The sequence below is a fragment of the Paracrocinitomix mangrovi genome (assembly GCF_019740355.2).
Classification (GTDB): domain Bacteria; phylum Bacteroidota; class Bacteroidia; order Flavobacteriales_D; family Crocinitomicaceae; genus Paracrocinitomix; species Paracrocinitomix mangrovi.
In genome coordinates, this window is the sequence record NZ_CP091819.1 from 168,184 (window position 1) to 181,038 (window position 12,855).

Genomic DNA, 12,855 nt, shown 5'->3' on the forward strand with positions numbered 1-12,855 from the left:
TAGTAAAGTGTCATTCTCATTTATTTTAAAATTAGAGATGAAACATTAAAATTTGTAACATATTGAAATGAAGAAAATTACATATGTACTTATAATATTATTGTCATTTTATTCTTGTAGAAGTGAAGAAGATTATGATATGAGCGGGAATTATCATGGAACATTCTATAAGAAGTCATATAGTGGTGATGTATTAGATACGTCCTATTTTGATTGTAATGTAACAGATTATGGATACGGAAGTATAGAAATAGATACTCTTCCATTTTGGGGAAACAATATAATGCTTTCAGTTTTCGAAGAGAATTTAACAATTGAAACGGATTCTATTCCTTTTCCTGCAGTTTCCTTAGGTGGAGCAGTTTGGGGAACTCATCATAAAGTTATCGAAGGTCAGGGTGTTTATAATCCTTCAGATCATTCCATATTTTTACATTATATAATCTGGAATAAATTGTATACCTACGGTACTAATTACTATCTGGGTGGTGATGTTCAATTAAATCTATTCTAGTTTTAATTATCTTAAGGTTACCATCAAAATTTTATGACATACACATAGTGAATGAAAAATCAATCACTATGAAACATACATTACCTCTTTTAGTTTTTTTATTGTTTGGGCAGCTTTCTTTTGGGCAACAAGACAAACAATTAACGCATTATATTTTTGATAAAATGTCTTACAATCCTGCCGCAACGGGATTTAATGGCTTTTGTGGAACATTTATTTACAGAAATCAATGGGATAGAGTACAGGATGCCCCAAATACTACCTTGATTAATATTCAGGGCAATATTCCTCAACAAGGTTTTGGTGTAGGAATGTCATTCACTAATGATGCAATTGGTTTTCAAAGAAATAACACCCTAACATTGAATGGTGCTTTTCATTTAAAAACTCCTGCAGGTGTATTGAGTAGTGGAATAGGTTTAGGAATCATCAATGTAGCTTTTTCACCTAATTGGATTCCTCCACAAACTCCTTATGATCCTGTATTACCGGGTTCAGTTGCAGGAACCGGTTTTGATATGAATTTAGGCTTGTATTGGCATGGAAATAGACCTTACTATGTTGGAATTTCAACCACACATGTTGCTCCTGCTAATCTCACTAATATCAACTTTAATATTGCCAGACATTATTATGTTTTAGCCGGATACAACTACGCACTTAATACAGATAGAAAAATTGATTTAAAACCTAGCGTATTAATTAAAGCAGATGGTGCTACAATGGTTTTTGATGTGAATGTAATGGGAGACTTTTGGTTGAATACGCATTCTTATTTATGGGGAGGCCTTTCTTATAGAATGGCAGACGCCGTGGCTATTAGTGCAGGTTTTGCTATTTCACCAAGAAGAAATGTAAAAGTGAATATGATGAAGTTCGGTTATTCATTTGACATTATGACAAACCCTTTAAATACTTATGGAAAAGGTACGCATGAGCTGATGTTTAACTTCTGTATTTTTCCGCCACCTAAAGGATTTGGAAGACATGGAAATCCTTTTGTGTTAGAGTAATTAACTATGATTGTTCAAGTTTGTCCGCATTGTCTTTTTGATGATGCGGATTTTTTATAATAGGTTGTAAAACTTTAGGTACTAGAAGTATAAATATATACGTGTAAACACCTAGTAAAATTGCGGCTTATACGCCTTAGGGCTGAATTGAATAAAATTTACATGTGTTTAAACACTGAATTTATCCTAAAAAAAATTAAGGTCGTCGAAAATTGTAGTTCTAGTTAAAATCAAATAGATATTTTGATTGTCAGAAACCTACTACAACCCATGACTGACTATTTACTTCCTAGCCATCAGGAATTTGCACAATTTAGATTACAATCAGACCCTTTAGCTGATGAAGTAATTGCCAAAATTTTATCTGTTGGTGATCAATCAAATATTAATGCTGTATTTAAAACATTGCGCAACAATGCGGATGTAGATCAAACTGAACTTCCAGCAGTAATTCAGGCATATTTTAGACAAACTGAGATTTTGCCTGATTGGACAGATCCTGAATTATTGAAAATTGGAGAAGACGTTTTTGCGCGATTCGGTCCACAAGTATCTATGTGTCTTTTGTGCAAATCATTACCTGAAGCATATGCGTGTGCTAATGGTGCAAAGGTATTGTACACAACAGGGAGGATGACCGAACATCAAGGATCATTAAAGATGTTCACCAGAAGATTAATGGAAACATCTCAATTTGTTATGAATGTTTGCAGTAAAGGAGGAATGGAACCTGGTGGAAATGGAATTGTAACTGCTCAAAAGGTGAGATTGATTCATGCTTCAATTCGTTATTTTATTTTAAAGCACGGATGGGACACTCAACAATTTGGATTGCCTATTAATCAGCAGGACATGGCAGGAACGCTTCAATCTTTTTCAACTTTAGTTTTAGAAGGATTGGAAAAATTGGATATTCAATTATCAGAAGAAGAAAAACAAGGTTATTATCACTCCTGGCGAGTGGTTGGCCATATCATGGGATTAGACGACAGATTGAATCCTGTATCACATAAAGATGGATTTAAACTGGGCAAGGCAATTTTAGCTGATCAGGTTAAAGGCTCAGAAGAAGGAGAGGAGCTTACCAAAGCTGTGATAGATTTTATGAAAGGATTAATGCCCGGCAATTTATTTGATTATACACCAGAAGTATTAATTAGATATTTAGTAGGAGATGAGATCGCAAAGGAATTAGGAGTAAATCATCACAATAGTTTGATTGAGTTAATTGCGCCTCGATTATTAGGTCACCTTTTTCATGAAATGTCTGAAATAGAAGATAAGGTTCATTTCATAAAAACTTTGGCAGAAAACTTCAATGGTAAATTGCTTCAAGGAATGTTGAACCATTTTAATGAAGATAAACAAGTGAGATTTTACATCCCTCCTGATCTCAAACATAATTGGAAATTGGCTTAATCATTATGAGAGATATAAATTATTGGATCAACTTAAAGGAGTTTTCTCCATATGAATTAATAGTTACTTCTATTGGTTGGATATTTTGGATCACATTGTATATACTGATCATTAAAAAAATTAGAGAGGAAAAGTATGTTGAAATGCCATGGATATGTGCTTTAGGGAACATCTCATGGGAGTTTACCTGGGGCTTCTTTTTCTATCAGACAATAAATTTGGGAGAGTTTTTCGTTTGGAGTTATAGAGCCTGGTTTTTCCTTGATATTTATATTTTATGGGGTGTTTTTAAGTATGGAAAAAAACAAATTGACATTCCTGAAATAAAACAATATTTCAATTGGTTGGTATTGGCGGTAATAGCTATTTGGATTGCACTTTATGCCACTTTTATTGCCTCAGGATTCGATCATAAATGGGGGAGTCAATCAGCCTACATTTCAAATGTGGTTATTTCCACATTATTTATCACACTGTTTTTAAGACAATGGAGGCAAAGAAAATTTTCAAAGTTAATGGCTTGGTGTAAATGCTTGGGTACACTGGCTTATACGATCGTCTATTTTAATTTTGATTTTCCAAATATTTTCGTTCATGTAATTGGAGGAGTTGTATTTTTGTTGGATATAAGCTACTTAATTATGCTTTACAAAATGCAAGGGAAGAATTGGAAAGTTGAAGAGCAAATTGTAAACGCAGCATAATAAATTGAATACTCCAAACAACATAGGAACCGAATATGGATCAGGATTCACTTTTCCCAGAAATTCTTTTGGGAAAAAGGATCTAGTCCAGTATATATCATCTAAAATACGATCAAAAAATCCGGATGATATTTGCCTATTTCATGTTGAAGGAGGCTCAGGTGTTGGTAAAACCTTTTTAATAGAGGCAATTTGTGAGGAGTTAGTAGAATTTACATACTTAAAAGGAGATTATCAAATAAACGGACCCTCTGACCCATATCAGGGAATAGCCCAACTTTTTAACTCTCCATTGAGACATTTTACCGCAGAAAGTAATGAGGCATCAATTAAATGGATGCAAGAGTTAAAACATGAATTTACACAGGATGCGGCTTATCTTCAAGTAGTTTTTCCTTTGCTGAAAAATATCTTCTCTAAAGATCAATTGGATCAGGACTTGACTGATAAATCGCCTCAGTTAGTTCAGAATAAAGTCAATACGGTACTAACCAGATTTGTTAAATTTTTTATTGACCGAAGTGAATCAAAATTAATCCTCCATATTGATAACATTGAGCAGGCAGACAGTTCTTCAATTGCATTTTTAACTTATTTATTAAGACAAAAAGTACCTGGTTTGATTTTATTCCTAACCAATGGAACAGATAATATCAACCACCCTGTTGAATTGTCAAATTTAATTTCAACAGGTGTTAAGTTTGCTGATTATAGTCACGTAAAACTTGAGAATCTAACTAAGATTCAATTGAACGATTTTCTGGATGCAATAAATGTTGAATTTGAGAACGGATCAAATTCGGTTGAATCATTTTACAATGCTACTGATGGTAATTTCAGAGCCATTAAAGAAGTTTTAGAAAGGTTATACCTGGATAAAGAACTTGTTTACAAGAATGATAAATGGCAAGTATTATCAAAAGTTCAATTTACGCAAAGTCAGGATCAGATCTTAGCCAAATTGTTGGAATATAAAGTTCAAACGCTAGATGAAGAAGAGTTAAAGATTTTAACATTATCGGTTTGTTTTTACCCTCACATCAATGTTCCGTTTATTCATAAAATAACTTTACATCATGAAGATGATATTCACGACATTTTTCAGAAATCTGTAAAGTTAGGAATCATGATTCCTTTAGGTGCAATGGATCAAAGCAAGGATGATGCCTTAAGGTTTACCAATTACGACTTTAAAGACGCCTATGTACAAGAATATTTGGCTACACTGATAAGTAAAAATGTTAGGGCAGAAATCCATAAGAAAATAGCGGATTATTACCTGTCGGGTTCACTTCTTGGACTTCAAGATCGAGATGTTTACCAGGCTGCTTATCATCTTAATTTGGCCATTGACAAAGGGGCATCTAAAGACGAGAAAAGAATAACAATTGAACTGAATATAAAGGCAGCAAAAAGAGCACGCATGTCAGCTTCTTTTCAAGCAGCTCTAGAATATGCAAAAAATGCCTTAAAGTATTTAGAAGATTTCAATTGGAAAGCAGATTATGAGCTTTTACATGAATTGATCAGTGAAAGCTGTCCATTGGCCAAAATAAATAATCAATCAAAGCTTTCAACAAGCTTATATGATATAGCTAAAAAAGAGCTTAAAAAAGAGCACTTGATTAGATTGGAATTAGTGAAGTTGATATTGGATATTAAAGATGGAGAACTTAAAAAGGCCTTAGAAAGAGGAGTTGAAAATATCAGAAAATCAGGAATTAGAGTTCCGAAAAATGTGAATAAGCTAGATGTTGGATTAGCTTTTGTTCGAACAAAAATGGTTTTGGGTAACAAGACAGAAGAACAAATTTTATCATTACCTGAACTAAAAAATGAAGAGGTTAAATTGGCTTTTAAATATTTCTTTTGGGTTTTTAGAACAGCACAATATCTGAATCCAATGTTGAATGGTTATTTGGCGCTTAAGAAGTTGCGTCTAACCCTAAAGCATGGAATAAATGGAGATTCATTTAGTGGTTTGATGGCTTATGGTGTGATTGTAGGAGCCGGCACAGATGATTATAAATCTGCATACAAGTATTGTGAGTTGGGAGATAAAATAGCTCAAAAATTTGGCAACGAATCTGGTGAAGTTGAATTTGGAAGAGCCATTTATAAGGCCTTTAAATACCCTTTAAAAGATACTATTCCTTATTACGAATCAGCTAGAAGTAAATCTCATGCAGCAGGAGATTTTATTGCATCTGCAGAAACTACCATTAATGAATCACTTACCTATTTTTCTGCAGGATATTCCTTGCATGATGTGCTTGCTAAAGTAGAACAGAATCTGACATATTGTGAGCTATTGGATACCACTGATTTTATCGAATTTCAAATTGTATTTAAGTACCAGGTAAAAGAACTCATGCAACTTGAGCAGGATTATCAAGAAAGAGAGATCAAAGCAATTATTAATCATAGCCAAAATACTATGATTAAAGGAATGTACGGAATAATGGAAATGGTTAAATACACTTTTAATAAGAATTGGAAAAAAACACTTCAAGTAGCTCAAGAATATGAGAGTTCAATTCAAAATTTAACCGGACTATATTTTCAAACAGAATTTACATTTTTAAGAGGATTAGCAGCTGCAATGATGCTGAAGGAAAATCAAAATGACTTCAAAACCAGTGATCTTAACAAATGGCTAAAAACAAGCATTCAAAAAATTACTAAATGGTCTGATGCAGTAGCTGATAATCATTTACACAGACTTAGTATTTTGAATGGTGTAAATGAATTATCAAATGGTGATTATGCTACCTTAGAAAAAGGTGCTGAATTAGCTCAAAACGGAGGTTTTAATCATTACGCCGGCTTGTCTTATGATATTCTTTCTGATTATAAAAACCAGGATGACTATATAGACCATTACAAAAAATGGGGAATGCAAGTTTAAGCTTCCTGAAACACTTTTCTATTGGTTAATCCTACAATTAATCCAATAAAAGGTAAGGCTGCAATCGCCCAGTAAATGTGTGATCCATAATACATGTAAAGCGTAGCACCAAGTACAGGGAAAATAGCCAGAGCTAACGAATTCAAAGATTCGCTAATTCCCATAATTTCGCCTTGTTTTTGAGGGTCAGCATGAATTGATATCAATGAATTAATTGTTGGGAAACACAAAGAAATCCCCAGGTTCATGATGTAGTAGAAAGCAATGTAAGCGTAGATATTATCTGTTAAAGTGATAAAAAACAATCCGAAAGTAGAGAAGATTAACCCTAAAATCAGTGTTTTACCTGCTCCAATTTTTCTGATCACCCACTTAGAAATTACAACTTGGTTGAAGAATAAAAATACCCCAACTACCAACATGAATTGACCTAGTTGAACCTTAGTAAATTCAAATAAGTCTATTAAGAACAAGGCAATCGTTGATAAATAAAAAGCCATCATCATTGACACCAATAACTTTAAAATAAAAATGAGTTTAATGATGGGCTTAGGCTGTATTTCTCTGATTCTTCTTAGAATAAAAATGTTGTAAATAATAGGTTTTCTTTCTCTCGGTCTTCTTTTCTCTTCAGGATGTGATTCTTTAATCCAGAAAAAGAGGGTGATCAAGGTGATAACTGAAATTCCTGCGGCTAAAATAATGGCTCCCATGCTTCCTAAACTCCCTGAAGCTGCAATTCCTCCAAGTCCCGGACCTACTATCATACCAATTGCGGATATCCCACCTAAGTAAGAAAAGATGTAGATTTTTTCCTCACGACTTGTGATGTCTGATACGTAAGCAAAAGCTACAGATGTATTACCTCCTGTCAATCCGTCAAAAATCCTGCTAACACCAATAATGAGTAGTGGTATTGATAATCCCCAAATGCTAACATTAGGTAATGTTAGCGCTATAATAAATACTATCCAACTCAGTAGTGTTCCAGCCTGACTGATTATTAATACCGGTTTTCTTCCTCTTGAATCTGACATGGCACCTAAATAAGGTGCCCCAAAAAATTGAAAAGCTGAATAAAGTGTCATGAACAAACCATACACCCATTCTTGTGCGCCGTAATCTTCCACAATAAATGGTAGTACAGGCATTAGAATACTGAATCCAAGTACGTTAACAAAGGTGAGTAAATAGGCTGGTAGTAATTTTTTGTGTATCAATTTGAGTAGACTTGTATAGTATTGAACAATCTTAGACGGATGGCTGGACAGAATATTTCACTAAATTTCAAGAAATAATTTTGGTATTGAGAATAAGTCTAAAAATTAAATTCAAAGTGAAGATTTTTAAAGTGTTAATAATAGTGTTAACCTTGTTCGTGTTTTCATGCAACAAAGAAAGTGTAGATGCTGAAGCTCCTTCATTAATTGGAATTTGGCAACACAATATTTCACTTACCGAATCTGAAGTTATTACAATTAATCAGGATGGTACGGGTAAAGTTGAATGGTACGACAACAATAGTTTAAGAGATCATACTAAAGTTAAAACCTGGTATGTAAAAGACAACAGATTGACTCTTGGAACGATCACTTTTAGCATGCAGCCTTATGATATTGATGAATATCCGAAAAATGGATCTTCCACGATAATAGAAGGTTATGATACCATTCATACAGGACAACGATATATAAAACTCAATGCCACCGTCTACACAGAAAATCTGTAAATTTGCCTTAAAAAACAAAGTGAAAGTTCTCATCTATTTAAGTCCGCTATTTTTATTGTTTGCTTGTGGTAATTCGTCTGAATATGATGAATTTTCGGATGATCCTGCAGTTTCAGTTTACCCCAAAGGAAAAGAAATTTACGACAGAAGTTGTATTGCTTGTCACATGGAAGACGGTAAGGGATTAGAAGGAACTTTTCCGCCATTAGCTGCTTCTGATTATTTGTTAGCAAATCCAAAAAGAGCGTTAAAACAAGTGTTGGAAGGAAGCAGTGAAGTAATGGTTGTGAATGGCGTAGAATATGACAATGTAATGCCTCCTCAAAGCGTTTCTGAAGAAGAAGCTGTTGAAGTTGTGAACTATATACTGAATGCTTGGGGAAATGAAGGAGGAGAAGTAAGTTCTTCTGATCTTCCGTAAATAATCCTTTCTTATAATTTGTTTTTTACTTTTCCGATATTAATTTTAGAGGATGGAAATACTGGATGGTAAAAAAATTGCTGCCGAGATTAGAGAAGAAATCGCTCAAAAGGTAGTTGAAATCAAAAATCAGGGTAAAAAAACACCTCATTTAGTTGCAGTAATTGTAGGGAATGATGGTGCAAGTAGAACCTATGTGAATTCAAAAGTAAAGAATTGTGAAGCGGTAGGTTTTAAATCCACTTTAATTGAATTGCCTGATACAATTTCTGAAGCTGAACTACTCAACAAAGTTGATGAGTTAAACAATGATGATGATGTAGATGGATTTATAGTTCAGTTACCATTACCAAAGCATATTGATGAAGAAAAGGTGACTTTGGCAGTTAAACCAGCTAAAGATGTTGATGGTTTCCATCCGGAGAATCTGGGAAGAATGATTTTAGGACTTCCGGGATTTTTGCCCGCAACTCCTGCAGGAATTGTTGAACTACTTAAGCGATACAAAATTGAAACCTCAGGAAAAAATTGCGTTGTAATAGGGAGAAGTCACATTGTTGGAACGCCAATGAGCATTTTAATGTCCCGAAACACTGAGGTAGGGAACTGTACTGTGACACTTACCCATTCACGAACGCAAAATCTTTCAGAGATTACAAAGCAAGCTGATATTTTAATTGTTGCTATTGGAAAACCTGAATTTGTTTCGGCCGATATGGTGAAAGAAGGCGCAGTAGTTGTTGATGTTGGTATTCACAGAATTCCGGATGACAGTAAAAAGTCAGGATTCAGATTGTTGGGAGATGTGAAATATGACGAAGTGGCTGCTAAAAGTTCATACATTACACCAGTGCCAGGAGGAGTAGGACCATTGACCATAGCATCTTTGATGTTAAACACACTCAAGGCCATAGACCTGAAATAAGATGAAAAAAAGAACTATATACAATGCGATTTCGATACTAATTGGAATCGCATTTTTGTTTGCATGCGAGGGAAAAGGAATTTTTTCAGATGATGAAAAGAAGATAGGGATTCAACCATTTGGAGACATTGCACAAGCTGAAATTGATTCAGTAAAAAAATCAATTGAAGAGATGTATGACTTGGAAGTGGTGGTATACGAACATGTTCCATTACCTGATAGGGCTTATACTGAAATTAGGTATCCTAGATACCGTGCAGATACATTGGTTCAATGGCTGTCAGAAAGGGTGCCAGATACGGTAGATATGTTGGTGGGACTTACCAATAGAGATATTTCCATCACAAAGTATAAAGACATTTCAGGAAGGGAAATCAAAGAACCTGAATGGATGTACAAAGACTTTGGAATATTTGGATTAGGAAGAATAAAAGGTAATGCCTGTGTAGTTTCATCTAACAGATTGCACAAAGATGTCAGTGATAAAACCTTTTTCAAAAGACTCACGCGAATATCTTGTCATGAAGTTGGACATGTGCTGGGATTACATCATTGTCCTGAGCAAAATTGTTTGATGAATGACGCCAATGAAACCATTAAGACAATTGATAATAGCACAGGCGAATTGTGTAAAGATTGTTGGAGGAAAATCCGTTAGCTCCCGTAAGGATTTTGACTAATTTCAATTAAGTTGATATCAACATTTTTGAAGATGGATTTGAAGTCAACACCAAATTCTCTGATATCGTCATCATCTGCCTCAAAATGCCAGTTAACAGTTAATTGATCATTGTTCAGTTTTGCTTCACAAGCCATTACAATTCTTCGTAAATACAAAGCAGAACTTGTATTTAGGTATTCAATGTAAAAGTCAACTGTGGTTTGTTCTTTCGGAGTATTAAGATAGCTTTCAACAACTTCCAGAATAGGCTCAAAAAATGCATTTGTATTTTCAGGCAGAGAAACTCCCGCAAACAAAAGCGAACCTTTGTTTTCATCAATTTCTACTTTTAAAGATCTTCTTTTTCCTTCAATACTGTAAGGCATAATTGAAACTAGCGTTTAAAACAAATATAACTAAACCACTGAAAAATGAGCTATATATTGGTGGATTTGTTTGACTAAACTTTCTAATAAATTGAATTGGTTTGAAATAAGTTTTTTCAAAATTCTCATTACTTTTACAAAAACGCTATCAAATTCAATGATCAGATCATATAAATACATTCTTGTTATTCTGATTCTGTTTTTCGCCGCAAAACCAGCATTGAAGCTTTGCTTTCATATATTAGATGTGAAGCAAGAGCTTTGTGAGTTTGAAGGGGAAGAGGAAGAAGATGTTGAAGAGAGTGAATTAGATGATTTAGAGGAAGAGTCAGACAAGTTATTTGCTTATAACATTGAACACCTTTCTCGCCTTGAAGAACGTAATGAGTCATTCTTTCATGGACTGATACCTGACTACCAGGCATTCGATCCCGGGGTAGTACTTCCACCTCCGGAGTTAGCTTAATCAATTATTACACATTACCATCTACACCTTTGGCTTGTATACAGCAAGCTTAAAAATAATTGTATTAAGCACCATCTAACTTATGAAAGAAGAAAAAAGTTTATTTAAAAATTTAAAGTTTGACATCACTGCCGGTTTGGTAGTGTTTTTCGTTGCTCTTCCGCTTTGTTTAGGTATATCATTAGCCTCAACTTCTTACAAAGCCACTGCTACTTTAGAAGCATTTGACGGAGTAGTAATGCCGGGAATTATAGCCGGTATTGTTGGAGGAATTATAGTAGGAACATTTAGTGGATCAAGGTTTGGAGTAAGTGGTCCTGCAGCTGGTTTAATAACCATTGTAAGTGTTGCCATTGTAGAATTTGGAGGTTTTGCCGGAGGAGGTTTCGAAAAATTTGCTTTAGCCGTAGCTCTTGGAGGTGCATTTCAATTTATTTTTGGTTTGATTAGGGCAGGATTTGTCGCCTATTATATTCCATTTTCTGTGATCAAGGGAATGTTGGCCGGTATTGGAATAACCATTTTTATTAAAGAATTACCTCACTTTTTTGGGTATGATAAAGACCCTGAAGGGGATATGAATTTCTTTCAAACTGATGGACATAACACCTTTTCTGAACTAGGATATATGTTGGATAATGTTCATTGGGGAGCAACACTTGTAGCTGTTATCTCATTAGTAATACTAATTGTATGGGGATTAAAATTTATTAAAACAAATAAGTTTTTAAGTCAAATTCCAGGACCACTAATTGCTATTCTTGTTTCAATTGCCATTGCTGTTTTGTTGCAATCAAATCCGTCTTTATTGATAGAAGGAGAACATTTGGTGAATGTGCCTCAACCTGCAAATTTTGAAGAATTTAAAGGGATGTTATACTTTCCAAATTTTGCAGCAATCTCAGATCCTGCAGTTTGGCGGGTTGCAATTGTTATTGCCTTAGTAGCCTCTATTGAATCACTTTTGTGTGTGGAAGCTACAGATAAAATGGACCCCTTTAAAGGTAGAACTCCAATGAACAGAGAACTAAGGGCTCAAGGTATTGGAAATATGATTTCAGGTTTATTAGGAGGATTACCAATCACCCAAGTAATCGTAAGATCATCAGCAAATATTACTGCCGGTGCTAAATCAAAAATGTCAGCCATCATTCACGGAATCTTCTTGTTAGGATTTATTGTGGCTATACCGGGATTATTAAATATGATTCCTCGCGCAACATTAGCGGCAGTTCTTTTGTTAATAGGTTGGAAATTGGCCAGTCCAAAAGGCATGATTCAAATGATCAAGTCTGGTTGGGCGCAGTATGTGCCATTTTTCGTAGTAATAATTATGATGCTACTTACGGATTTATTGATTGGTGTAGGAAGTGGAATAGGGGTAGCCTTTATTATTATCCTTTATAGAAACTTTAAAATGTCATTTTTTATACAAGGTGATAAAGGAGATAATAAGGTGCATTTAACCTTTTCACAGCATACTACATTTTTAAACAAAGCCAGTATTTTGGCAAGATTAGATAAGATTGAAGATGGTTCAGAAGTAATCATAGATTTAACTAATACCATCAGTATTGATTATGATGTCAGTGAAGCAATTAGAGACTTTGTAGCAGGAGCAGAGGATAGAGACATCAAAGTAGAAATTATTCAAGAAGAAAAATTAACCCAGGTTTCAATGGGTCATTAAATATTATTTTAAAATAAGT

The 12,855-nt window shown here is 34.3% G+C and carries 13 protein-coding genes; 11 read left to right on the forward strand and 2 right to left on the reverse strand.

The window, feature by feature from the left end; all coding sequences use genetic code 11:
* The first annotated feature begins 67 nt into the window (after positions 1-67).
* The 5 genes from K6119_RS00735 to K6119_RS00755 all read left to right on the forward strand — a co-directional run bounded on the left by K6119_RS00735 (position 68) and on the right by K6119_RS00755 (position 6,558).
* On the forward strand, positions 68-514 hold the full coding sequence (locus tag K6119_RS00735; RefSeq protein ID WP_221834474.1) for a hypothetical protein: 447 nt from the start codon (positions 68-70) through the stop codon (positions 512-514).
* 68 nt (positions 515-582) lie between these two features.
* Positions 583-1,527, forward strand: a complete 945-nt coding sequence (locus K6119_RS00740) for a PorP/SprF family type IX secretion system membrane protein (RefSeq protein WP_221834473.1) — start codon at positions 583-585, stop codon at positions 1,525-1,527.
* Positions 1,528-1,797: 270 nt separating this feature from the next.
* Positions 1,798-2,946, forward strand: a complete 1,149-nt coding sequence (locus K6119_RS00745) for an oxygenase MpaB family protein (RefSeq protein ID WP_221834472.1) — start codon at positions 1,798-1,800, stop codon at positions 2,944-2,946.
* A 5-nt stretch (positions 2,947-2,951) separates the two neighbouring features.
* Positions 2,952-3,650 carry a transmembrane-type terpene cyclase gene (locus K6119_RS00750; RefSeq protein WP_221834471.1) on the forward strand — a complete coding sequence of 233 codons (699 nt, stop codon included), beginning with the start codon at positions 2,952-2,954 and terminating at the stop codon, positions 3,648-3,650.
* A gap of 4 nt (positions 3,651-3,654) precedes the next feature.
* Positions 3,655-6,558: an ATP-binding protein gene (locus K6119_RS00755; protein ID WP_221834470.1), complete on the forward strand. Its 2,904-nt coding sequence runs from the start codon at positions 3,655-3,657 to the stop codon at positions 6,556-6,558.
* Here K6119_RS00755 and K6119_RS00760 read toward each other — a convergent pair.
* Positions 6,555-7,778, reverse strand: a complete 1,224-nt coding sequence (locus tag K6119_RS00760) for an MFS transporter (RefSeq protein WP_221834469.1) — start codon at positions 7,776-7,778, stop codon at positions 6,555-6,557. The genes K6119_RS00755 and K6119_RS00760 overlap by 4 nt on opposite strands.
* Before the next feature lie 116 nt (positions 7,779-7,894).
* Between K6119_RS00760 and K6119_RS00765 the strand changes: the two genes are divergently transcribed.
* From K6119_RS00765 to K6119_RS00780, 4 genes are read left to right on the forward strand one after another with little or no spacing between them, the layout of a single operon-like run.
* Entirely contained in the window at positions 7,895-8,287 is a 393-nt protein-coding gene (locus K6119_RS00765; RefSeq protein ID WP_221834468.1) for a hypothetical protein, read from the forward strand.
* A 19-nt stretch (positions 8,288-8,306) separates the two neighbouring features.
* Positions 8,307-8,708 (forward strand): c-type cytochrome, encoded by a 402-nt coding sequence (locus K6119_RS00770; RefSeq protein ID WP_221834467.1) that lies wholly within the window; start codon positions 8,307-8,309, stop codon positions 8,706-8,708.
* Between the two features lie 52 nt (positions 8,709-8,760).
* Entirely contained in the window at positions 8,761-9,633 is an 873-nt protein-coding gene (gene folD, locus K6119_RS00775) for a bifunctional methylenetetrahydrofolate dehydrogenase/methenyltetrahydrofolate cyclohydrolase FolD (protein ID WP_221834466.1), read from the forward strand.
* Position 9,634: 1 nt separating this feature from the next.
* Positions 9,635-10,291, forward strand: coding sequence for a matrixin family metalloprotease (locus K6119_RS00780; RefSeq protein WP_221834465.1), 657 nt, complete (start codon positions 9,635-9,637; stop codon positions 10,289-10,291).
* On the opposite strand, the gene K6119_RS00785 is transcribed toward K6119_RS00780, so the two are convergent.
* A complete protein-coding gene (locus tag K6119_RS00785) occupies positions 10,288-10,680 on the reverse strand; it encodes a DUF1987 domain-containing protein (protein ID WP_221834464.1) in 393 nt (130 codons plus the stop codon). The genes K6119_RS00780 and K6119_RS00785 overlap by 4 nt on opposite strands.
* A 157-nt stretch (positions 10,681-10,837) precedes the next feature.
* Here K6119_RS00785 and K6119_RS00790 point away from each other — a divergent pair, with 157 nt between their 5' ends.
* Both K6119_RS00790 and K6119_RS00795 read left to right on the forward strand, forming a co-directional pair.
* Positions 10,838-11,146, forward strand: coding sequence for a hypothetical protein (locus K6119_RS00790; protein WP_237828067.1), 309 nt, complete (start codon positions 10,838-10,840; stop codon positions 11,144-11,146).
* An 82-nt stretch (positions 11,147-11,228) separates the two neighbouring features.
* Positions 11,229-12,836: a SulP family inorganic anion transporter gene (locus tag K6119_RS00795; protein WP_221834462.1), complete on the forward strand. Its 1,608-nt coding sequence runs from the start codon at positions 11,229-11,231 to the stop codon at positions 12,834-12,836.
* Positions 12,837-12,855 lie beyond the last annotated feature (19 nt).